General features: G+C 71.8%; 17 protein-coding genes and 1 pseudogene. 12 read left to right on the top strand and 6 right to left on the bottom strand.

Features of this window, described 5'->3' with window-relative positions; translation table 11 throughout:
* Positions 1-60: 60 nt before the first annotated feature.
* A complete protein-coding gene (locus AC5RWQ_RS20070; RefSeq protein WP_494284240.1) occupies positions 61-1221 on the top strand; it encodes a hypothetical protein in 1161 nt (386 codons plus the stop codon).
* A 16-nt stretch (positions 1222-1237) separates the two neighbouring features.
* On the opposite strand, the gene AC5RWQ_RS20065 is transcribed toward AC5RWQ_RS20070, so the two are convergent.
* Entirely contained in the window at positions 1238-3379 is a 2142-nt protein-coding gene (locus AC5RWQ_RS20065) for an AAA family ATPase (protein ID WP_494284239.1), read from the bottom strand.
* 322 nt (positions 3380-3701) lie between these two features.
* Here AC5RWQ_RS20065 and AC5RWQ_RS20060 point away from each other — a divergent pair, with 322 nt between their 5' ends.
* Complete coding sequence (locus AC5RWQ_RS20060; protein ID WP_494284238.1) at positions 3702-5558, top strand: RyR domain-containing protein; 1857 nt, start codon at positions 3702-3704, stop codon at positions 5556-5558.
* Positions 5558-6070, top strand: a complete 513-nt coding sequence (locus AC5RWQ_RS20055) for a hypothetical protein (protein ID WP_494284237.1) — start codon at positions 5558-5560, stop codon at positions 6068-6070. The genes AC5RWQ_RS20060 and AC5RWQ_RS20055 overlap by 1 nt, the downstream gene beginning before the upstream one ends.
* A gap of 42 nt (positions 6071-6112) precedes the next feature.
* Here AC5RWQ_RS20055 and AC5RWQ_RS20050 read toward each other — a convergent pair whose 3' ends face one another.
* The 3 genes from AC5RWQ_RS20050 to AC5RWQ_RS20040 form a co-directional block, all read right to left on the bottom strand.
* Positions 6113-6454: an MmcQ/YjbR family DNA-binding protein gene (locus tag AC5RWQ_RS20050; protein WP_494284236.1), complete on the bottom strand. Its 342-nt coding sequence runs from the start codon at positions 6452-6454 to the stop codon at positions 6113-6115.
* 89 nt (positions 6455-6543) lie between these two features.
* Positions 6544-6666 carry a hypothetical protein gene (locus AC5RWQ_RS20045; RefSeq protein WP_494284235.1) on the bottom strand — a complete coding sequence of 41 codons (123 nt, stop codon included), beginning with the start codon at positions 6664-6666 and terminating at the stop codon, positions 6544-6546.
* Between the two features lie 235 nt (positions 6667-6901).
* Positions 6902-8248, bottom strand: a complete 1347-nt coding sequence (locus AC5RWQ_RS20040) for an MFS transporter (RefSeq protein WP_494284234.1) — start codon at positions 8246-8248, stop codon at positions 6902-6904.
* A 399-nt stretch (positions 8249-8647) separates the two neighbouring features.
* Here AC5RWQ_RS20040 and AC5RWQ_RS20035 point away from each other — a divergent pair, with 399 nt between their 5' ends.
* From AC5RWQ_RS20035 to AC5RWQ_RS20025, 3 genes are all read left to right on the top strand, one after another.
* A complete protein-coding gene (locus tag AC5RWQ_RS20035) occupies positions 8648-11236 on the top strand; it encodes a pectate lyase-like domain-containing protein (RefSeq protein ID WP_494284233.1) in 2589 nt (862 codons plus the stop codon).
* 182 nt (positions 11237-11418) lie between these two features.
* Positions 11419-11847, top strand: coding sequence for a hypothetical protein (locus tag AC5RWQ_RS20030; RefSeq protein WP_494284232.1), 429 nt, complete (start codon positions 11419-11421; stop codon positions 11845-11847).
* Positions 11844-12542, top strand: a complete 699-nt coding sequence (locus AC5RWQ_RS20025; RefSeq protein WP_494284231.1) for a hypothetical protein — start codon at positions 11844-11846, stop codon at positions 12540-12542. Before AC5RWQ_RS20030 ends, AC5RWQ_RS20025 begins: the two co-directional genes overlap by 4 nt.
* A 49-nt stretch (positions 12543-12591) precedes the next feature.
* Here AC5RWQ_RS20025 and AC5RWQ_RS20020 read toward each other — a convergent pair whose 3' ends face one another.
* Together AC5RWQ_RS20020 and AC5RWQ_RS20015 are read right to left on the bottom strand one after the other, a co-directional pair.
* Positions 12592-13098: a hypothetical protein gene (locus AC5RWQ_RS20020; RefSeq protein WP_494284230.1), complete on the bottom strand. Its 507-nt coding sequence runs from the start codon at positions 13096-13098 to the stop codon at positions 12592-12594.
* 97 nt (positions 13099-13195) lie between these two features.
* Positions 13196-15130 (bottom strand): glycosyl hydrolase family 28-related protein, encoded by a 1935-nt coding sequence (locus AC5RWQ_RS20015; RefSeq protein ID WP_494284229.1) that lies wholly within the window; start codon positions 15128-15130, stop codon positions 13196-13198.
* Between the two features lie 394 nt (positions 15131-15524).
* Between AC5RWQ_RS20015 and AC5RWQ_RS20010 the strand changes: the two genes are divergently transcribed.
* The 6 genes and pseudogenes from AC5RWQ_RS20010 to AC5RWQ_RS19985 all read left to right on the top strand — a co-directional run.
* Positions 15525-16526, top strand: a complete 1002-nt coding sequence (locus AC5RWQ_RS20010) for a LacI family DNA-binding transcriptional regulator (protein WP_494284228.1) — start codon at positions 15525-15527, stop codon at positions 16524-16526.
* A gap of 466 nt (positions 16527-16992) precedes the next feature.
* Complete coding sequence (locus AC5RWQ_RS20005) at positions 16993-18372, top strand: ABC transporter substrate-binding protein (RefSeq protein WP_494284227.1); 1380 nt, start codon at positions 16993-16995, stop codon at positions 18370-18372.
* 82 nt (positions 18373-18454) lie between these two features.
* Positions 18455-19411: a carbohydrate ABC transporter permease gene (locus AC5RWQ_RS20000; protein ID WP_494284226.1), complete on the top strand. Its 957-nt coding sequence runs from the start codon at positions 18455-18457 to the stop codon at positions 19409-19411.
* Between the two features lie 13 nt (positions 19412-19424).
* Positions 19425-20312: a carbohydrate ABC transporter permease gene (locus AC5RWQ_RS19995; protein WP_494284225.1), complete on the top strand. Its 888-nt coding sequence runs from the start codon at positions 19425-19427 to the stop codon at positions 20310-20312.
* 98 nt (positions 20313-20410) lie between these two features.
* Positions 20411-22078, top strand: a complete 1668-nt coding sequence (locus AC5RWQ_RS19990; protein WP_494284224.1) for a glycoside hydrolase family 13 protein — start codon at positions 20411-20413, stop codon at positions 22076-22078.
* A 6-nt stretch (positions 22079-22084) separates the two neighbouring features.
* Positions 22085-23029, top strand: a pseudogene (locus AC5RWQ_RS19985) (glycosyl hydrolase); the annotation flags it as partial.
* Positions 23030-23145 lie beyond the last annotated feature (116 nt).

The following is a 23145-nucleotide window of genomic DNA, read 5'->3' as shown; positions in this document are numbered from 1 at the left end:
TTCCCTGCGACGGTATCCTCTCCTCGGATCAACCAGGATCGACGCGTCGGTTGGGTGGCCGTGACCGTACTGGCAAGATCAGCGGCCGTGGTCGCCGCCGCCCTCGCCGGCCTGCTGGTGGCCGGGGTCGGCCACGTCGAGGGGCTGGAACGGGCCCCCGCCTACCTGCTGCTCGCCTCGCTCCTGCTGGCGGTGGGGCTCGTCGGCAGCACCCGGGACATCAGCCTCACCGACGTCCGCGCCCACCTGCGGACGGTCCTGCTGGCCGTCACGATCGGGGTGGTCGCCAAGGCGGCGCTCATCGCCGCGGTCATGGTCCTGATCTTCCGCGACCCGGCGCTGCTGGTCCTCGGCGTGGCGGTGGCCCAGATCGACCCGCTCGCGGTGGCCGCGATGAGCCGTCCCGACCGCACCTCCGCCCGGGCCCGGTCGATCCTGTCCATCTGGGCGTCGTTCGACGACCCGGTGACCGTCCTGCTCACCGTCTACGTCTCCGCCTTCGCCCTCGACCTGCGCGGCGGCGGCGGCGCGCTCTCCGGAGCGCTCAGCGACCGCCCGCTCGACCTGCTCCTCGACCTGCTCGCCAACCTGGCCCTCGCGGCGGTCGCCTGGCTGGTGTGGCGGCTGCTGCGCGCCGCCGGCCGGCGCGCGGACGGCGCCCGCCCGGCCCTCAACTGGCTCGCCGTCGCGCTGCTGGTCGGCCTCGTCCTCTTCGCCGCCTGGCAGTTCCTCATGCTCGGCCTGGCGATCGCCGGGCTCTTCTTCCGCCCCCGCCTCGGCCCGGTCGTCGGCCGGTCCACCCAGGCCGCCTACCTGGTCGCCGCGTTCCTGCTCGGGCTGCTGCTCGTGGACGGCGTCGACGTGCTGACCGGCGTGGTGCTCGGGCTGGCCGCCGTGGCCGCCCAACTGCTGGTCTCCGTACCGATCACCCGGGGCCTGCCCCGCGCCGACCGGCTCTACCTCGCCTGGGGGCAGCAGAACGGCGTCACCGCGGTGATCCTCGCCCTCGTCTTGGAGCAGGACTTCCCCGGCACGGTGGGGGTGGTGGCCACCGCGATCGTGGTGATCAACGCGATCCACGCCGTGGCCACCGCGCTGCTCGACCGGCGCCGGCCCCCCATCGAACCACCGCCGGTCGCGCCCCGCCCGGACGCGGACCCGTCGGGGCCGCCCCGGATGCGGGAGGTCCCGCAGGCGAGGACGCTGGAACCCGAGCGGTAGTCACCGCCCGGCCGGGTCAGCCGGCCAGGATCAGCTGACGCACCCGGCCGCCCAGCCCGTCGAAGACCGCACGCGCCTCGGACCAGGTACGCGACCGCTCGGCCCGCTCGCCCCCGTCGTCGACGGTCAGTCCGCCCAGGGTGTCCAGCTGGAACAGCGGCAGGAACTCGGCGATCCCGTCGTACGTCTCGCAGAGCCGGTCCAGCCGTTCCAGGTCGGTGGACTGGGGATCCGTGCGGTGGTTGTCGTACCACTGCTCGACCCCGTCCCGGAACGCCTCGATCAACCGGCGGAGCAGCACCGACGTGCCCACCGCGCGCTGCACGTCCCGGGAGCGCAGCAGCGAGCGCAGCGGAGTCGCGCCGTCGGCGAGCGCGCCGGCCCCGGCCCGTCGGGGGGCGAAGGCGTCCCGCAGCCGCCGTTCGAAGCCGGTGAGCTGGTCCAGCGCCTGGATCGCCTCGACGAAGAGCCGGGCCACCCGCCCCGGCAGCGGGGACGCCGACGCGGCCCGGCGGCGGTCCGGTACGGCGTCGAGCCGACCGGTCGGCTCCTGCCGCAGCGCGCCGCGGATCTCGTCGAGCTGGTACGACAGCTGTTCGATGGAGCGTTGGGTGTTGCTCTGCTGCCGGTGGATCCGCTCGACCCGCTGCCGCACCGAAGTCAGCGCGTCGGCGCCCAGCGCCTCCTCGAGCCGCCGCATCGCGGCCTTCACGCTGCCCGAGAGGTCCTCGGCGAACGACTGCGGGTCGTGGACGATCGGCTCCATGCCGAACGTGACGGACAGCTCCGCGGCGAAGTCGGCCGGGAGGTGGCCGACGACGACCAGGATGACCTCGCTGTCCGGCACCGCCGCCCGGATCGAGACGACCCGGCGGTTCAGCTCGTCGACCTCCTCGGATTTCAGCATCGACTCGGTCAGCAGCACGCAACAGCCGGCGCCCTGCTCCTCCAGCGGTATCCAGTAGTCCACCGGCAGGTCACGCATCGACCCGACCAGATGGTCCCGCTGGTACGACCAGCCGTCCTGGGTGAGCACCCGTCGGACGTCGGCGGCCACGTCCTGTCTGCTGGCCAGGTCGAACTGGACCCGGACCACCTCGCGCACCATCACGTGGGTGACCGGCGTGCCGGCCTGCGCGGCCCGCTGGAAGAGGTGGTAGCAGAGCCGGACCACCCGCCGCGGCACCCCGTCGGCCAGGTTCGTCAGGTATTCGGTGGTCTCCACCGTGAACGGGGCGAGCCGCGCCTCGCCGGACGCCCGCAGCTGGGTCTGCCGGATGAACGCACGGACGTCCTCGCCGGTGAGCGCGGACATCCGCACGATCGGCCCGATCCGCTGACGCACCTCGGGGCCGAGCAGGTGCAGCATGTCGGGCAGGCCGGCGATCACCAGCAGGGCGCCGGCCGAGGTGAAGACGCCCAGCAGCCGGGTGAAGCGGGCCATCGTCTCCGGCGCCGGTCGGCCGGCGGCGGCGAGGATCTTGTCGAGCTCGTCGAGGACCAGCACGAAGCGTTCGTGTCGGCGCCCGTACAGCAGGGCGAGGACCCCCATCGCCTCGACCGCGGTGGCCTCGACGTCTCCGCTGGCGGTGACCCCGGCGGCCGTCAGCGCCGGCCCCGGCGGATGGCCGGTCAACCAGTCCCAGGCCGCCGCCTCGGTGGCCGGATCGAGCAGCATCGCCAGGGCGGTGCCGAAGGCCGGGTCGGTGGTGACCTCGGCCAGCTCCTCGGACAACCGGCGGGCCAGCACGTCGGTGGACCCGACCAGCCCGCCACCGGCCGGTTCCACCCGGTAGCGCTTTACCAGGTCGCGGACCGCCGCCCGGGTCAACCGGGCCAGGAACCGTCGGTGCAGCGAGAGGAAGGTGTCACCCGGCGCGTCCAGGTAGATGGCCTGCCCGCGGCCACCGGTGACCCGGCGGGCGTGGGCCAGCAGCTCGCCGGCGAGGTGGGTCTTGCCGGTGCCGTAATCACCGACCACCGCGACCACCGCGCCGTCCCCGGTCCGCAGGTAGTCGTCCAGGTGGCTGGTCGCGTCGCGGATGGCGGCGGTGACCACGGTGGTCGCGTCGGTGCCCTGCCCGCTCATCCGGGCCACGGCCGTCGGTGAGAAGGGATTGACCGGACGTGCCGCCGGGGGACCTTCGAGTGCGTCCATCTCCCTGATCCTCCGGTAGCTCCGGCCTGGGTGCCAGGCGTCCCCGGAGCGGGCGCCGGCTCCGCTCGTCCGCCACCTCCGGGCCGTCTTTGAATCGTAGCCTTCGACGGCCACCGGCGTGGACCACAACGGAGCCGCCGGATGCCCCGTTCACCTGGGAAAAGAGCCGATCAGCCGGGGTGCCGCTGGTCCGGTCGGATCGACTGCGTCAAATACGATCCAACGGGGCGCGGCGCTGGGCGGTCCCGGCGCGGGGGTGGGCACCGGCACCCGGGGCGGTGACACTGGTGCGGCGGTGCTCCGCCGACGAGGGAGGTGGTCGATGACCGGTCCGGCACCCGGGGCGTACCGCCCCGGCGGGCGGCTGCTGCGGGTGGTGTTCGCGGTGATCGGACTGGCCGCGCTGGTGCTCGGCTTCATCGGCTTCGAGCGACTGACGAGGGTCCGTCCCGAGACCGGCCACGACCTGTACGACGTGCTCTACTTCGACCTCCAGCTCTTCGTGTTCGGCGCCGAGCCCCTGCAGAACCCCGGCCCGTACCCGTGGCAGTTGCAGCTGGCCCGGTTCATCGCGCCCCTGTTCACCCTGCTCGCGGTGGCCGAGGCGAGCCGGCTGCTGCTGGCCGCGGAGATCCGCCGGCTGCGCGCCCGACGGGCCCGGGACCACGCCGTGGTCTGCGGCGACTCCCAGTTCGCCCACCTGCTCGCCGACCGGCTCTTCGCTGAGGGCACCCGGGTGGTCCTGGTCCGCGCCGCGCCGATCGGCCCGTTGGAATACCGGCGGCGCCGCTACCTCGGCGTCAGCGGCGACCCGACCAGCGCCGAGGTGCTCCGCGGCGCCGGCCTGCCCCGCGCCCACACCGTGTACGCCTGCACCGACGACGACGACCGAAACCACGCGATCGCCAACGCCGCGAGCCGGCTGATCCAGGACCGGCGCCAACCGGCCCGGGTCTACGTGCAGGTCCACGACCCGGAGTTGTGCCTGTCCCTGCAGGCCCGGCGGCTGGCCGCGGCCGGATCCAGCCGGCTGCGACTGGACTACTTCCACGTCGACGAGGTCGCCGCCCGGGCCCTTCACCGGCACCACCCGTTGCCGTCGCCGTCCGGGCGGCCCACCCGGGTGCTCATCGCGGGCGGCGGGAGCTTCCGTCGGGCCGCGCTGGTGGAGAGCGCCCGGCACTGGCGGCTGCGGCAGTCCGCGGCGCCGCCCGGCCGCCCGGTGCCACCGTTGCAGGTGGACCTGGTGGCCCCGGACGCCGGCACCGAACTCGCCCTCGCGGCCGCCCGGCACCCGTTCGTGCGTACCGCCTGCCAGGTGTGGGCCCACGACCTGGACTTCGACGCGCTGGTCGCTTCGTCGATGCTGGGCCGCGGCTACGACCGGATCTACGTGTGCGCGCCCGACGAACGCACCGGGCTCCAGCTGGCGCTGGACACACCCGCCCTCTGGCAGGGGGCCGGCAGCGCCGTCTTCGTGCCGGTGTACCGGCAGGCGGCGCTCGCTGCGGCCTTCCACGGCGACCGGCGGCACGACCTGCTCGACGAGGTGCACGGCCGGCTCCAGCTCTATCCGGTGCTGACCCGCGCCTGCGACGCCCGGCTGATCGCGGAGGACCTCACCGAACGGCTGGCCCGGCAGATCCACGAGCAGTACGTCCGCTCGCGCCTGCGCGCCGGGGCGCGTCCCGGCGACGCGCCGGCCATGGTGGACTGGGCGCGGCTGCCCGAGTCGTTGCGCCGGGCCAACCGCGCCCACGTCCAGGACATCGCCGCCAAGCTGCTGAGTCTCGGCTGCGTGGTGGCGCCCCGGCACGGCTTCGCCGGCGAGGCGGCCGCCGGCCGGGCCATCGACGACCGGATCGACGAGCTGGCCCGCCGGGAGCACGAACGGTGGTGCCGGGAGCGCCAGGGGGAGGGCTGGGTGTACGGCGACCCGCGCGACGACGCCCGCCGGCGGCATCCCGCGCTGCGGCCCTGGGACGAGCTGACCCCCGACGTCCAGGAGAAGAACCGGGACGAGATCCGGGCGCTGCCGCAGGTGCTGTCGGACGCCGGGTTCGAGATGATCCTGCTGGCCCCCGACGCGGCGGACCCCGGCCGGCCGCCCCGTCAGCCCGACGGTTCGAGCGACTCCCCGCGCGAGTCGGACGAGGCCACGGGGAAGAGAATCCCCTGATGGCGTTGGACCCTCCACCGATCCGGGTGGGCATCACCGGGCACACCAACCTGGCCCCGGCCACCGAGCGGCTCGTCTACGACGCGCTCCGGGTCGAGCTGCGGCGGATCAGCGACCGGCCGGTGCGGGGCGTCACCTGCCTGGCCGGGGGGGCCGACCAGATCTTCGCCCGGGCCGTGCTGGCCACCGGCGGGGCGTACGAGGTGATCCTGCCGGCCCCCGACTACCGCGAGCGGGCGGTCGCCCCGGCCGGCCGGGCCGCCTTCGACGAACTGCTCGACCGGGCGGCGGAGGTGGTGCACACCGGGCACCGGCATGCGGGCACGGCGGCCTACGTGACCGCCAACCGGGAGCTGCTGCGCCGGGTGGACCGGCTGGTGGCGGTCTGGGACGGGGAGACCGGCTGCCATGCCGCGGCTACCGACCGGACCGTGGAGCTCGCGCGGCAGCTCCACATCCCGACCACCGTGCTCTGGCCGCCAGGGGCGCGACGGACGACGACCACCGGCTGAGCCGGCGGACGCCCTCCGGGCGCCTGTGACGGGAAGCGCCTGTCAGTCGCCCAGCCGCTGCCGGGCGAGGAACTTCGGCACAACCATCCGCCACGCCTCGGTCACCAGCTCGGTCATCTGTTCCTGGTCGAGCCGCTCGGTGTGGCAGCACACCCAGTGAAATCGCAGGTCGGACGTGCGGGGCAGGAAGAACAGCTCCGGCTCGGCGGCGATCAGGCCGTCGCGCTGCTCCTTCGGGTAGCCGACGCCCATTGTCCGCTCATCCCGAGAGAACGCCACGTAGACGATCGCGCCGACCCGGAACTTCACCCGGTCGTGGATGAGGTGCTCGCTGCTGCGGGGCAGCGTCCGGGCCAGCGCCCGGACGCCGGCGACGGTGACCATGCCGGCACCGTACCGCCGCCCTCCGACGATCCTGCGCAGGCGCCGCGGCCCCCGGCGGTGCGCCGAGGGCCACGGTGGGGCCGTACGGGTCAGGCCCAGTACACGTGGGTGACGACCGCGGTGCCGCCGGCGAAGTGCCGGACGTAGGTGGACTGCCGCTCGGCGCGGGAGCCGCTGACCAGGGTGCCCCACGACTCGGGCGAGTTGCCCACCGACGGCGCGACGGCGGGGGAGGGCCGACGATGGTGGTCGAGTCAAGGTGTGAGTAGATCGTCACCAGCTGGGCAGTGACCCGGGCCACTTCATACGCCCATCGATGGACCGGCTGGCGGTCGCGGAGGCAACCTTTCGCCCGCTGCAAATATGGACGACCGTCGAGTTGTCGGGAGCGGTCCCGAACGCTCCGTGTAGGGCGTCACCCTGCGGTTCCGCGCCGTTTCGGCCCGGTCAGCGGTCGGCGGCGCTCCACGCTCCGGCCGGCACGGCGATGTCGTCGCCGGCGGTACGGGCCCACCGGCCGCCGACCGTCCCGTAGCCGGCGGCGAGCGCCGCGAAGCCGGCCGCCGCGCCGGTCAGCAGCAGCGGTGATCGCCCGTCCACCGGTACGACCAGGGACGCCGCCGCCATGCCCAGCACGTACGCGAGGTTGAACACCGTGTCGTTGACGGCGAACACCCGCCCCCGGAACGCGTCGGCGCACTCGTGCTGCACCATCGTGTCCACCACGATCTTGATGCCGTGACCGGCGACGTTGACCACCAGCACGACCACCACCAGCAGCAGCGGGGCGAACGGCAGCCCGAACACGGGCAGCGCCACCGCCACCGCCGCGAGCAGCCCGGTCACCCACCGCCAGCCACCGATTCGCCGGGTCACCGAGGGCGTCACGACCGCGGCGACCAGGACCCCGATTGCGCCCGCGCCGAAGACCAGCCCCAACTGCGTCGGCGCCCCCTCGAGGTCGTGGCCGGCGAAGCGGTTGCGGTAGAGCAGCAGCGTCGCCAGGGCGAGCGCCCCGAACAACAGCCGGAACCCCGTCTGGGCGGCCATCGCGTACGCGGCGCCGCGTGCCCGGGCCAGGTGCCGCACGCCGTCGGCCATGCCACGGACCACCGCCGCCGCCTCCCCGGCGACGCCCGGCCGGTGCGGCAGGGCCTGGTCGGGCCCGAGCTCGTAGCGGGCGAAGGAGAACCGGGCCAGCGCGGCGGCGGCCAGGTAGCCGACCGGGGCGAGTAGCGCGATGGCGGCGTAGCCGGTGTCCCCGGCCGGGAAGACGGTCTGGAGCAGCAGCAGGGCGCACCCCAGGCCCAGCGAGTACGCCACGGAACCGGCGGTGCCGCCGACGGCGTTGGCGGTGACCAGCCGCGCGTCGGTCACCACGTGCGGGGTCGCCGCCGACAGCCCCGACAGCAGCAGCCGTCCCAAGCCGATCACCACCAGGGTGGCGACGAAGAAGAGCGGCCCCTCGGAGCCGAGGAAGGTCAGCGCGGCGATCGGCAGCGCGACGCCCGCCCGGACCAGGTTGGTCAGCTCGGCCACCGTCCGGCGGCTCCACCGGTCCAGCAGAACCCCGGCGAACGGCCCCACCAGCGAGTACGGCAGGACCAGCACCGCCGCGGCCAGGGCGATCGCGGTCGGGGTCGCCTGCCGGTCCGGGTTGAACAGCACGCTGCCGGCCAGGGCGGCCTGGAACACCCCGTCGGTGAACTGGCCGCCCAGTCGGAGGGCGAGCAGCCGGCGGAACGCCGGCACGGCGAGGATGGCACGGAGGTCGTGCGTGCGGCGGGCAGCCATGATCCACCCAGCCTACGCGGTGCGCGGCCGGTGTCTCACCGCGTCCGCCGGCTGTCCCCCGGTCGGCCGGTCGGGAGACCTGGAACTCCCTGAGGGAGTAGCCGTAGCCGGTGGCCCGCTGGGTCCCCGACCGCCGCATGCACCGCCCGGCGTCGGCCACCGTCACGTCGTCCACGTCGCACGGCCATCGATGCCCGACAGCTCATTGGAGGGCGGATAGGCACTGCTCATGACACTAATTCTGAGCTTTTCATAAGACGCGAAATAACGCGTTGCCCGGCCCACTTCCCATTGACACCGCCCACTGCGGCGGGAAACCTCCACCCCGAACCCGGGCTCGCCGCAACACCGCTGAAACCCGTCCGCAATTCCGGCTCCCCAACCACCAGGGAGAGGTCCATGTCACCCGTCCCACGGAAGGCGACTCCACGCCGACGCCCGGCCGCGCGACTGCTCGCCGCGGCGGTCACCGCCCTGCTCGGCGCCGCCGCGTTGGTCGGCCCGCCGGCCGCGGCTCGCGCCGCCGGCACGCTGCTGTCCCAGGGCAGGCCGACCACCGCTTCGTCGGTGGAGAACGCCGGCACCCCCGCCACCAACGCCACCGACGGCAGCGCCGCCACCCGCTGGTCCAGCGCGTTCAGCGACCCCCAGTGGCTCCAGGTCGACCTCGGCGCCGACGCCACCATCTCCCAGGTCACCCTCAACTGGGAGGCGGCCTACGCCCGGGCGTACCAGATCCAGACCTCGACCGACGGCGCCACCTGGACCACCGTCTACAGCACCACCAGCGGCGACGGCGGCACCGACGACCTGACGATGGCCGGCTCCGGCCGGTACGTGCGGCTGTACGGCACCGCCCGGGCCACCGCCTACGGCTACTCCCTCTGGGAGTTCCAGGTCTACGGCACCAGCGGCGGCGGCACCGGCTGCGACACCGCCACCAACGCCGCCCAGGGACGGCCCGCCACCGCCTCCTCCACCGAGAACGCCGGCACCCCGGCCGGCGCCGCCGTCGACGGCAGCCTCACCACGCGCTGGTCCAGCGCCGCCGCCGACCCGCAGTGGCTCCAGGTCGACCTCGGCGCCAGCCGCACCATCTGCCGGATCACCCTCACCTGGGAGGCCGCCTACGCCCGGGCGTACCAGATCCAGACCTCCGCCGACGGCGCCACCTGGACCACGGTCTACTCGACCACCAGCGGGGACGGCGGCACCGACGCCGTCGGCGTCACCGGCGCCGGCCGCTACGTCCGGATGTACGGCACCGCCCGCGCCACCGGCTGGGGCTACTCGCTCTGGGAGTTCGCGATCAACACCACCGGCGGTGGCTCGATCCCCGGCGGCGGGTCGCTCGGCCCGAACGTCATCACCTTCGACCCGTCGATGTCCAGCGCCACCATCCAGAACCAGCTCGACACGGTCTTCCGCAGCCAGGAGGCCAACCAGTTCGGCACCCAGCGCTACGCCCTGATGTTCAAGCCCGGGGACTACTCCGGCATCAACGCGCAGGTCGGCTTCTACACCTCGATCATGGGCCTCGGCCGGAACCCGGACGACGTGCGCATCCACGGCGACATCACGGTCGACGCCGGCTGGTTCAACGGCAACGCCACCCAGAACTTCTGGCGCTCGGCGTCCAACATGCAGGTCTTCCCGTCCGCCGGCTTCACCCGCTGGGCCGTCTCCCAGGCCGCGCCGTTCCGCCGGATGGACATCCAGGGCGACCTCAACCTGGCGCCGGCCGGGTACGGCTGGGCCAGCGGCGGCTACATCGCCGACAGCCGGGTCACCGGCGTCGTCCAGCCCTACTCGCAGCAGCAGTGGTACACCCGGGACAGCAACGTCGGCGGCTACCTCAACGCCGTCTGGAACATGGTCAACTCCGGCGTCGTCGGGGCGCCCGCCACCAGCTTCCCCAACCCGGCCTACACCACCCTCGGCCAGACCCCGGTCAGCCGGGACGCGCCGTACCTCTACCTCGACTCCGCCGGGGCCTACCAGGTCTTCGTGCCGTCGACCCGGACGAACGCCTCGGGCGCGTCCTGGCTGGGCGGATCCACGCCCGGCACCTCGACCCCACTGAGCCAGTTCTACGTCGCCCACCCGGGGGACTCCACCGCCACCATCAACGCGGCCCTCGCCCAGGGCCTGAACCTGCTCTTCACCCCCGGCGTCTACAACGTCACCGAGCCGATCACCGTCAGCCGGGCGAACACCGTGGTCCTCGGCATCGGCTTCCCCACGCTCATCCCGCAGAACGGCGTCACCGCGATGACCGTCGCCGACGTCGACGGCGTACGCCTCGCCGGGCTGCTCTTCGACGCCGGGCCGATCAACTCGCCGGTGCTGCTCCGGGTCGGGCCCGCCGGCGGCGGCGTCAGCCACGCCGCCAACCCGACCTCCATCCAGGACGTCTTCTTCCGAATCGGCGGCGCCGGCCCCGGCAAGGCCACCACCAGCCTGATCGTCAACTCCAACGACGCGCTGATCGACCACATCTGGGCCTGGCGCGCCGACCACGGCAGCGGTGTCGGCTGGACCGTCAACACCGCAGACACCGGCCTGATCGTCAACGGCAACAACGTCACCGCGCTCGGCCTCTTCGTCGAGCACTACCAGAAGACCGAGGTGATCTGGAACGGCAGCAACGGCCGGACGATCTTCTTCCAGAACGAACTGCCGTACGACCCGCCGAACGCGGCCGCCTGGATGAACGGCTCACGGGTCGGCTACGCCGCGTTCAAGGTCGCCGACACCGTCACCTCGTTCGAAGGGTGGGGGATGGGCAGCTACTGCTACTTCAACGTGGACCCGACGATCGCCGCGTACCACGGCTTCGAGGCGCCCACCGTCGCGGGCGTGCGGTTCCACGACCTGCTCACCGTCTCCCTCGGCGGCAACGGCTCGATCACCCACGTCATCAACGACACCGGCGCGACCGCGCAGGGCACCAGCACCGTTCCGGTGAACCTGGTCAGTTACCCCTGACGGGACCCCTGGACGCCGTGCCGTTCGACCTCGCCGATCGGGTCGGACGGCACGGCCCTGTCCGGCGGCGAACACGGGCAGCGGGACAGTTCCATCTGTCAACCTGCCGTCAGGTCGATCCCGGCGCCCACAGCACGTGATAGGAAGCGACCATAGCGGCTGGTCCGGCTGGGGGTGATGGCGTGGAGCCTGGGATAGCGGCCCTCGCGGGGGCGGTCGTGCCGTACGTCTCGACGGCGGTCGGCGCGTACGGGGCGGGTGTGCTCACCCGGCCCGAGGACGCGGCGACCGACGCCGTCGGCATCGGTGCCCGGCTGCTCCGGCGGATGCTCAGGAACGACGAGAGCGCACCGACGGTCTCTGCCGCCGTCGTCGACCTCGCCGACGACCCGGCCGACGAGGATCGCCTGGCGGCGTTGCGCCTCCAGATCCGCAAGGCGCTGGCCGCCGACCCGGCCCTGGTGGCTGACGTGGCGGGCATCGTGGCGGCGGCACGGGCTCCGGTGGTGGTGTCCGGTGAGCGCACCAGCGGCACGCAGGCGATCACCGGCGACTTCAACGTCTTCCTGGGCAACGTCCACTCCGGCTATCCCGGGCGTGTGCGGCCGTGACCGCCGGCTGGGGTTACGTCGCCGGCTTCGTCCTGGGCGGCCTCGTCGCCCTCGCGGAGATCGTCTCCCGGTACCGGGACAAGCCGTTCTCGGCGATCCGTGCGCCCGGCGCCTTCTTCTACGTGGCCCTCAACGGGGCCGCCAGCCTGTCCGCCCTGTGGCTGTCGCGGACATTCGGCATCACGTTCGGCGCGAGCGGCAACTCGCTGCTGGTGACGCAGGTTCTGGTCGCGAGCTTCGGCGCGGTCGCCTTCTTCCGGACGAGCCTGTTCGTCACGCGCATCGGCGACGCGGACGTCGGCATCGGCCCGAGCTCCATCCTGTCTACCCTGCTCAGTGCCGCCGACCGGTCGGTGGACCGGCGCCGGGCCACCGTGCGTTCGCAGGAAGTCGCCGAGCTCATGGCGCGGGTCTCCTTCGACAAGGCGCACATCGCCCTGCCCACGCTCTGCCTCGCGCTGCTGCAGAACGTGTCACCGGAGGAGCAGGAGAACCTCGCCGGCGCGGTCAACGCGCTGAAGGCGGTCAACATGAGCGACCGGCAGCGCAGCCTCGCGCTGGGTCTGCGACTGATGAACCTCGCCGGCCCGGATGTGCTCAAGGCGGCGATCGCCGCCCTGGGGGACGAGGTGGCGGCCACCGCCCCCGCGCCGATCGGCTCGCCGCTGGTCGCCGGCGCTCCCGTCCCGGGCTGACGGCCGCGCCCCGCACCGCTCACCACTCGGGTCCGGCGGGCAACAGCGGTCAGGCCGCCTCCATCGAGATGGCGAGGGCGGCGTCGCGGACGTCCGCCACCGGGTGCCGGCGCAACCCGCGCAGCAGGTCCCGCCAGGGCGCCGACCAGCCGAACGAGGCGCCCCGGCGGGCCAGCGCCACCGCGAACAGGCCGGTGGTGGCGTCGCCGCGCGGGGCGAGCGAGCGGGCGGCGCCGAGCAGCAGGTCCGAGTCGGCGGACACCGGGGACCGCCGCTGCACCCGCTCGCCGACCAGGTCGGCGAGCCGGGCGGCGAGCGCCGGTCGTCCGTCGACCTGGTCGGCGAGCGCCACGATGTCGGCGGTGAGCGCACGACCCTGGCCGGCGGCGAGCGCCAGGAAACGGTGGTACGCCGGCCCGTCGCGCAGCTCCGCCAGGACCTCCGTCAGTACGCCCGCGGCGGCGAGGTCGCGGGCCCGGCGGGCGAGCGTCGCCATCCGCTCCCGGTGGGACAGCGGGTCCAGTTCGGTCAGCAGGCCCTCGGTTGATCTCGGCACGGCGACCATTGTGGTCATCGGGGCCGGCCGCCGCCGACCCGTTTCCGGGCCGGCCGGCGACGATCCCGTCGGGTGCCGCGGACGGGCGGGCGCCCGCTCACCAGGCCGACGGCGGCGGCGGGGGTACGACCGGCGGCCGGTCGTCGCAGGTGATGGTGTTCGGCAGCTGCCACCCGGCGAGCCATCCGCCGTCGTTGCCACCGAGATCCGTCAGGGTGAACTCCGAGCCGGCGGGGGTGAAGTGGAACGACCCGCAGTTGTTGACGCCGACCGCTCCCACGTGGCGGGCGTCCACGTTCGCGAACGAGGCCGAACCCGCCGAGCGGGCACTCACGACGGACGTCCCCGTGCCGTCGACCCGGATGTCGCGGAAGTGGACGTTCGTGATCCCGTAGCGGTCCTTCACCGGCCAGTCGCTGACCAGCATGATCGCGTTGTAGGTGTTGTCGAGGTAGTGGTCACCGGCCACCTCGATGTCGGCGTCGATGGTCCCGTCCAGGGCGTAGAACCAGATGGCGCCGAGGCCGATCTTCCAGTTCAGCTCGTAGGTGCCGGCGCGGACGGTGATGTTCTCCGTGATCCGCAGCCGCCCGGTGAACGGCTCGGCGCCGAACCGGGAGCCGACCTGGATGGCGCTGCCCTCCCGGACGGGGTCGGCGACGAGGTTGTGCGACACGGTGTTGTCCGTGCCGCCGTAGATGGCGATGCCGTTGGCGAGGACCGGTGACTGCACGGTGTTGTGGTCGACGGTGTTGCGGGCGTTGGCGGTCTTCTCCGACCACATCGCCAGCCCGTCGTCGCCGGTGTTGCGCACGACGTTGTTCCGCACGATCGAGTCGGTGACGCCGGTGTGGAAGTTGAGCCCGTCGGCGATCTGGTCGACGATCACGTTGTTGGTGACCCGCAACCCGGTCATCGGCCCCTCGAACCACATCCCCACCTTGGTGTGGTGCAGGTAGAGGCCGTCGACGGTGGAGTGGTTCAGCGCGCCGCCGATGCCGTTGACCTGGTCGGTGTCGATCCGCTCGCGGACGTCACCCTCGATCGCGAAGCCGGACAGGTGGACGTTGCGGCTGCCGCCCGCCGCCGCGTCCCGGCCGTAGAAGCCGACGCCGGTGTGCACCGAGCCGTCGGGGGCGGGGGAGCCCAACGCCACCTCCCGGCCCTTGACGATCGTCCACCAGCTGCCGGCGCCTTCGATCGTCACGTCGTCGACCACGATGTGCCGGTTGACCTGGTACGTGCCCGACGGCAGGTACACCGTCCGGTGGGTGCGCCGGGCGAACGAGATCGCCCGGTCGAACGCGTCGGCGGAGTCGCGCCGTCCGGTGGGGTCGGCGCCGAACGCCAGCACGTTCGCCGCGACCGGTACGACGTGCGGCGGCCCGACCAGATGGGAGTCGAGCAGGTCGATGACGGTCCACGCGGCGGCGCTGCCGACGGGTGCGGTGAGGCGGACGGTGTCGCCAGCGCGGTAGGTCCGGCCGAGCAGCAGGCGCTGCTCGTCGTAGAAGTGGTGCGGGCGGAAGGGCGTGTCGATCGTCGGGGCGGGCGTGGTGTCCGCCGGGACGCAGGAGCACTCGGTGATCCACCAGTCCGGGTGCAGCAGGCCCTGCCGGGGGTCGTTCGAGAACGGGTACTGGTTGTAGAGCCAGGCGTACGCCGAGGTGAGCGTCATGGTGCGGGCGCGGCCGTGGTTCACCGAGACGTGCAGCGGCGCGGTGAGGCCGCCGCCGGTGACCGAGTCCGGGATGCTGTAGCGGACGGTGATCGCATTGGCCGCCTCGGGCAGGGTGAACTCGACGTACTGACCGGGAGCCAGCCGGACCGCGCGGCGCCCGGAGGCCTCGGACGCCAGGGTGTACGCGGTGCGGTCCGGGCCGATCATCGCCCCGGTCGTGGTGGCGTGCTCCGCCTCCTGTTCCACGACGTCCACGTCGGCGCCCCGGCCGGCCACGAGCGACGGATCGAGCGCGGCCCGGGTGACCACCGGGGCCGCCCCGGCGGACGGGGACGCCTCCGCGCGGGCCATGGTGGGTACGGCCGATCGTGACCGCGGCCGCCACCGCTGCTGCCGCCACGCGGCTGGCGAGCCGACGTGGCACCCGGGAAGAGGTGTGCGGAGTTTCTCTGGTGCTTCGAGACATCGACCGGTCCGTTCCCTTGAGGTGTCGACGACGGGCGGCGACGCCGAGGGCGCCTGCGGGGCCGCCGGAGCGGCGGCGCGGTGCGCGGAAGCGGCGTGAACCACGTGCCGGTCATGCTATTTCGCTTTGCTGTCGAGTTTCAAGCATTGATCGGTACGGAACTTCCTCCTACGACGCGACAGCGGTCGGCCGCATCGCCACCCCGACCACCGACCGATTTGACGTCCGACGGCACCAGGCCGTTCATTTCTTGCAGGTTTTCTGACGTACGATTGCCGCGTGACGAAGCGACTGACCGAGGTTGCCAGGAAGGCGGGCGTCAGCGAGGCCACCGTCAGCCGGGTGCTCAACGGTCGCGGAGGCGTCTCGGAGGCGACCCGGACGGCGGTCCTCACCGCGCTGGACGTGCTCGGCTACGAGCGCCCCACCAAGCTGCGGGGGGAGCGCGCCCGGCTGGTCGGCCTGGTGCTGCCGGAGCTGCAGAACCCGATCTTCCCGGCGCTCGCCGAGGTGGTCACCGGCACCCTCGCCCAGCGCGGCTACACCCCGGCGCTCTGCGCCCGCACCATCGGCGGGGTGTCCGAACCGGACTACGTCGAGATGCTCCTCGACCACCAGGTCTCCGGCGTCATCTTCGCCGGCGGGTCGTACGCCCTCGCGGACGCCTCGCACGACCACTACCGGCGGCTGACCGACCGCGGGCTTCCCGTGGTCCTGGTCAACGCCGGCGTCGACGACCTCGACTTCCCCCGGGTCTCCACCGACGACGCGGTCGCCGTGGAGCAGGCGTACGGGCACCTGCGCTCGCTCGGGCACGAGCGGATCGGGATGGTGCTCGGCCCGGAGGGGCACGTGCCGTCCCGGCGCAAGCTGGAGGCGATGGTCCGGGCCGCGGGCTGGGCCGACGACCCGGAATTCCTCCAGCGTTCCAGCTTCTCGATGGAAGGGGCGCGGGTCGCCGCGACCAAGTTGGTCGAGCGGGGCGTGACCGGCATCATCTGCGCCAGCGATGTGCTGGCCCTGGGCACCATCCGGGCCGCCCGGCGGCTGGGCCGTGCGGTGCCGACCGACGTGTCGGTGGTGGGATTCGACGACTCCGCGTTCATGACCTGCACCGACCCGCCGTTGACCACGGTGCGGCAGCCGATCGAGACGATGGGGCAGGCCGCGGTGGACCTGCTGGTGACCCAGATCGAGGGGGCCGGCGTGCTGCACGACGAGTTGCTGTTCGAGCCCGAACTGGTGGTACGCGGTTCCACCGCGCCCGCCCCCGGGCGCTGACCCGGGTCCACCCCGGTCGCCGGCCGCCGTTCCTGCCGCTGACCATCGCGCCACTGACCGGCCATCCGGCCACGGACGGACCACCTCTCCGACTGAACGACGCTTCCGGCCGTCGACCGCTGCTCGCGGTCGGCGGCCGTTTCGTCGTTGCCGGCGTCGGGCGGCGTCGGGAGCGATGGCCCGACCCGCACGAGCGTGAAAGGGGCTAAAGCCACGAACTCGGGCGGGTCGGCGGGGTGTGTCGGGATCTGCCGTCCGATTGTCGTGTCTTTTCAGAGCGGGATCGATACCTTGCTGAAATTAGTTCGTCTGGCTACAGTGACTCCACTCACACCCAGGCCCCGACGCAGCTGGCAGGGGCCAGGTCGCACGGCGGATACCGAACACGAGCAGGGCATCGCCGCGGTGACGATCACCGCAGATCAGCGCAGGTCATGGAGACACCCGTTCCCGAAGGGATGGACAGATGTCCGTACCGCAGTACCGGAAGGCTGCGGCGTTGGCGCTCGTGGCCGGCCTGGGGCTCAGCCTCGCGGCTTGCTCCACGAAGAGCGACGACGCCACGAACGATGCAGGCGGCAAGGTCACCATCACCGTCGACTGCCAGCCGGTCGGCTCGCAGAAAGAGCTGTTGAAGAACTGGAACGACGATGCCGTCGAGTTCCAGCGGCAGAACCCGAACATCGTCATCAAGAGCGTCAGCGTCGGCGAGCAGTGCAACAACCCGCCGGACTTCACCGCCCGCCTCGCCGGCGGCACCGTGACCGACGTGTTCTACGGATACATGACCGATCTCCAGCAGGTGCTCGACTCCGGTCAGGCGATGGACATCACCGAGTTCGCCAACAAGGACACGGTGCCGACCTGGGACAGCGTCGACCCCGCACTCAAGGAGGTCTTCACCGACGGCGGCAAGCTCTACGCCGTCCCGGTGAAGAACTACTCGATGGGCCTGGTCTACAACAAGGTCCTGTTCCAGCAGGCCGGGCTCGACGTGAACAGCCCGCCCAAGACGTGGGTCGAGGTCCGGGACGCCGCCAAGAAGATCTCGGCGCTCGGCAAGGGCATCTCCGGCTACTCGGAGTACAGCGCCGGCAACACCGGAGGCTGGCACTTCACCTCGTTGCTCTACTCGCAAGGCGGCCAGGTGCTGACCGCCGACGGTAAGAAGGCCGACTTCAACAACGCGATGGGTAAGCAGGTCCTGCAGAACCTCAAGGACATGCGATACGGCGACAACAGCATGGGCGACCGCCAGTTGCTGCAGTGGGGCGACCTGCTGACCAACGCCGGCGCGGGCAAGGTCGGCATGTTCGTCGGCGCGCCGGACGCCACCCAGGCGATCGTCAGCCAGTTCCAGGGCAAGTTCCAGGACTGGGCGATGGCCCCGCTGCCCGGCCAGGACGGGAAGGCGAAGGCGACGCTCGGTGGTGGCGAGGGTTACTTCTTCAAGAAGGGCCTCACCCCCGAGCAGGTCAAGGCCGGTCTGAAGTGGATCGCGTACCAGAAGTTGACGCCGGGCAAGGGCCAGTTCGACTACGTCCGGGCCAAGCCGCAGAACTACCCGGTGGGCCTGCCCCAGCCGCTGCTCTTCGCCAACGGCAGCGACGCGCAGAAGCAGGAACTTGAGCTGCGCAAGGCGAACGCGAACGTCGACACCGCGAACTTCGCGATCTTCGAGGCGAACCCGGTCCCGATCAAGGGTGAGCCACGCAACGCGCAGGCGATCTACGCGGTGCTCGACGCCGCGATGTCCGGTGTGCTGACGAACCCGAACGCGAACATCGAGGCGCTGCTCAAGACGGCCGAAGACAAGGTGAACAAGCTCCTCGCCGCCGAGAGCTGATCCGGTCGTGTGGGGGCCGGCCCGCCGGCCCCCACACCCTCCGCGCCGCACCGTCCGCTCGCCGACTCAGGCAGGAGTTGCCTTGGTGATCACCACCCTCCCGGGGACCACGAGAGAACGGGGTCGCCCCACGTCGCCGCACCCGGCGGGGTCGCGGCGTACGAGCCTCGGCCGCAAGGTACGGGACAACCTCACCGGGCACGCGTTCCTGATCGGCGCCGTCATCTGCTTCGCGTTCTTCTCCTGGTACCCGATGATCCGCGGCGTCGTCATGAGCTTCCAGCGCACCCGGCGCGGGGTCACGACCTGGGTCGGCTGGGACAACTACGACCGGGTCATCGCCGACCCGAGCTTCGGGGCGGCCTGGAAGAACACCCTCTACTTCACCGTTCTCGCGCTCGTACTCGGGTACGCGGTGCCGTTCTTCGTGGCGATCCTGCTCAACGAGTTCCGTCACGCCACGGGGTACCTGCGGATCCTGGTCTACCTGCCGGTGATGCTGCCGCCGGCCTCGGCGCTCTTCCTCTTCAAGTTCTACGCGTACGACCCCAGCGACGCGGGACTCTTCAACTCGATCCTCAAGGCGCTGCACCTGCCCACCTCGCAGTGGATGCAGTCCCCCGAGATGACGATGCCGGCGATGGTGATCGCGTCGACCTGGATGAACATGGGCGGTGCGGTACTGATCTACCTGGCGGCACTGCAGAACATCCCCGGCGAGCTCTACGAAGCGGCCGAGCTCGACGGCGCCGGGATCTGGCGGCGGATCCGCCACGTGACGATTCCGCAGACCCGGCTCATCCTCGCGCTTCTGGCGATGCTGCAGATCGTCGCCACGACGCAGTTCTTCATCGAGCCGCTGATCCTCGCGAACGGCACGGGCGCGGAGGACTCCGCGACCTCGGTGGCGTACCTCATCTACCAGCACGGGTTCTTCCAGAACGACCTCAACGGCGCCGCTGCGCTCGGCGTGATCATGCTCGTGGTGCTGGCCGGCTTCTCCGCCGCCTACCTGCGGCTGAGCGCGAAACAGGACTAGGACGGGGCGAGGAATGGCACAGGACTCAGGAACCCGGACCCTCATCTCCCATTCCCAGCTCAGGCGGGGGCGCGGCCGGGTTGTCTACTGGACGCTGCTCGCCGTCGTCGTCGTGGGCTTCACGCTCGTCTTCCTCGGGCCGCTCTACTGGATGGTCACCGGCGCGCTCAAGTCCGGCCAGGAGATCGCGCAGACCCCGCCATCGCTGTTCCCGAAGGATCCCCAGCCGCAGAACTACGCCGACGCGTGGAACAACCTGGACCTTGCCAAGCTGCTGTTCAACACGTTCTACTACGCGGCCGGCGCACTGCTGTTCCAGCTCGTCCTCGACACCGCTGCGGCGTACGCGCTGTCGAAGCTTCGACCGGCGTTCGGCAACCTGATCCTCGGCCTGATGCTGGCAACGCTGATGATCCCGGCGATGGTCCTCATCGTTCCGCAGTACGTGACCGTGATCGACCTGCCGATCCTGCACATCAACCTGCTCGACTCGCCGTTTGCCATCTGGCTGCCCGCGGTCGCGAACGCGTTCAACATCTTCCTGCTCAAGCGGTTCTTCGACTCGATCCCGGAGGAGCTGATGGCGGCTGCCCTCATGGACGGGGCGACGCCGCTGCGCACGCTGTGGTCGATCATCCTGCCGATGTCGCGCCCCATCCTCGGCGTGGTCTCGATCTTCGCCGTGACGGCGGTCTGGAAGGACTTCCTCTGGCCGAAGCTCGTCATGCCGTCGCCCGAGACCCGGACGGTCAGCGTCGGCATCTACGCCTTCTCGGGTGGTACGCCGATGAACGTGGTGATCGCCGCGTCGGTCATCGCCGCGATCCCGACCGTCATCGTCTTTCTGATCTTCCAGCGGAACATCATGTCCGGTCTGACCACCGGCAGCCTCAAGGGATAGCCCCGCGGACGCGGACGCCGGCGAACGACGACCGTTCGCCCGACGCACATTCTCCTCCGGCGAACCCGCCGACGTACCGACGCAGAAAGCAGGTGCCCGTGTCCACAGCAGACGGTGGCCCGTGGTGGCGTGGAGCGGTGATCTACCAGGTGTACCCACGTAGCTTCGCCGACGGCAATGGCGACGGCATCGGCGACATCGCCGGCATCCGGTCCCGGCTCGATCACCTGTCAGCGCTCGGCATCGATGCGATCTGGTTCAGCCCCTGGTACCCCTCTCCGATGGCCGACGCGGGCTACGACGTGGCCGACTACCGCGACATCGACCCGGTCTTCGGCACCCTGGCAGAGGTGGAGGCGCTGATCGTGGAGGCACACGCGCTCGGCATCCGGACCATCGTCGACGTGGTGCCGAACCACTGCTCCGACGCGCACCCCTGGTTCCGGGCGGCGCTTGCCGGGGGACCGGACGCGCCCGAGCGGGAGCTGTTCTGGTTCCGCCCCGGCCGGGGCCCGAACGGGGAGCAGCGGCCCACCGACTGGGTCGGCGAGTTCGGCGGCGAGACCTGGACCCGGACCGTCAACCCGGACGGCACCCCCGGCGACTGGTACCTGCACCTGTTCACCGCCCGGCAGCCGGACTTCAACTGGGACCACCCCAGGGTGCGGGCGGAGTTCGAGGACGTGCTGCGGTTCTGGTTCGACCGTGGCGTGGACGGCATTCGGATCGACTCGGCCGGGCTGCTGGTCAAGGACGGGACGCTGCCCGAGACCCGGGCCGGCTGGCCGCACCCGTTCCGCGACCTCGACAGGGTGCACGAGATCTACCGCGACTGGCGGCGGATCGCCGACGGGTACCCCGGCGACCGGGCACTGATCGGTGAGGTGTGGATGCCGGACCGGCAGCGGTTCGCCAACTACCTGCGCCCGGACGAACTGCACGCGGCGTTCAACTTCGACTTCCTCGGCTGCGCCTGGAACGCCGCGGCGCTGCGCGAGAGCATCGACGGGACGCTGAGCGCGCACGCGCCGGTCGGCGCGCCGGCCACCTGGGTGCTGTCCAACCACGATGTCACCCGCCACGTCACCCGCTACGGGCGAGCGGACACCTCGTTCAGCTTCGCCGCGAAGCGCGAGGGGATCCCCACCGACCTGGAGCTGGGCACCCGCCGGGCCCGGGCCGCCGCGCTGCTCTCGCTGTCGCTGCCCGGCGCCGTATACGTCTACCAGGGCGAGGAGCTGGGCCTCTACGAGGTCGAGGACATTCCGTACGCGCTGCGCCAGGACCCGATGTGGGAACGCTCCGGCCGGGTCGACCCCGGTCGGGACGGCTGCCGGGTGCCGCTGCCGTGGGCCGGTGACGAGCCGCCGTTCGGGTTCAGCCCCGACGGCGCCGCCGCGCCCTGGCTGCCACAACCGGCCGACTGGAAGGACCGGACGGTCCGGGCCCAGACCGGCGACGCGACCTCGATGCTGGAGCTGTACCGGTCGGCGATCCGGGTCCGGCGGGCCGACCCGGCGCTCGGCGACGGCGAGTTGAGCTGGCTGCCCGCGCCGTACGGGGTCCTCGCCTTCAGCCGCGGCGGGGGCTTCCGCTGCCTGGTCAACCTCGCCGACGCGCCGGTCCCGCTGCCCGCCGACGGGGAGCTGCTGCTGGCCAGCGGGCCACTCGACGATGGTCTGCTGCCTCCGGACACCGCCGTCTGGCTGCGTACCGCCGACCCGGTGGACTCGCCGCGCGCGGCGGACGGAGCCGGCCCGACCTGATCGCTCGGGTGCCGGGCCGACGCCACCGCCAACGGGTCGACCTTCGCCGGGTTCGCCTACTTCGGCAACTACACCTCCCGCATCGACGGGCCGGGCAAGGTCTTCGACCTCGCCAACGTGGCCGACATGGTGATCGACAACATCTGGGCCGAACACCAGGTCTGCCTCTACTGGGGCGCCAACACCGACCGGATGACGATCCGGAACTCCCGGATCCGGGACACCTTCGCCGACGGCGTCAACATGACCAACGGCAGCACCGACAACCTGGTCAGCAACATCGAGGCGCGGGCGACCGGCGACGACAGCTTCGCGCTCTTCTCGGCGATCGACGCCGGCGGCGCCGACGAGAAGAACAACGTTTACGAGAACCTGACCTCGCTGCTGACCTGGCGGGCCGCCGGGGTGGCCGTGTACGGCGGCTACGCCAACACCTTCCGCAACATCTAGATCGCCGACACGCTGGTCTACTCCGGCATCACCGTCAGCTCGCTGGACTTCGGCTACCCGATGAACGGCTTCGGCGCCGACCCGCCGACCCGGTTCGAGAACATCTCGATCGTGCGGGCCGGTGGGCACTTCTGGGGCTCGCAGACCTTCCCGGCGATCTGGGTCTTCTCCGCCTCGGAGGTGTTCCAGGGCATCCGGGTCAGCGACGTCGACATCGTCGACCCGACCTTCAGCGGCATCATGTTCCAGACCAACTACGTCGGCGGGCAGCCGCAGAACCCGATCACCGACACCGTGTTCACCAACGTCTCGATCAGCGGCGCCCGGCGCAGCGGGGACGCCTTCGACGCCAGGTCCGGCTTCGGGATCTGGGCCACCGAGCTGCCCGAACCCGGTCAGGGCCCGGCGGTCGGCTCCGCCACCTTCACCAACCTGCGGCTCAGCGGCAACGATCAGGACATCCGCAACACCACCAGCACCTTCACCATCAACCGGAACTGATCGCCGTACGCGCCGTCGGGGGTACACCGCCTCCGACGGCGCCCGGCCCGCGCCCACCGCGGCCGGCGGTGCGCTGCGGCCGGGTCGCGGTGCTTCGCGGCCGGGCGGTGCACCGG

It is taken from the genome of Micromonospora sp. BS32 (assembly GCF_059089345.1).
Note: the sequence above shows the minus strand (reverse complement) of the source record. Positions and strands in the feature narration are given on the sequence as shown.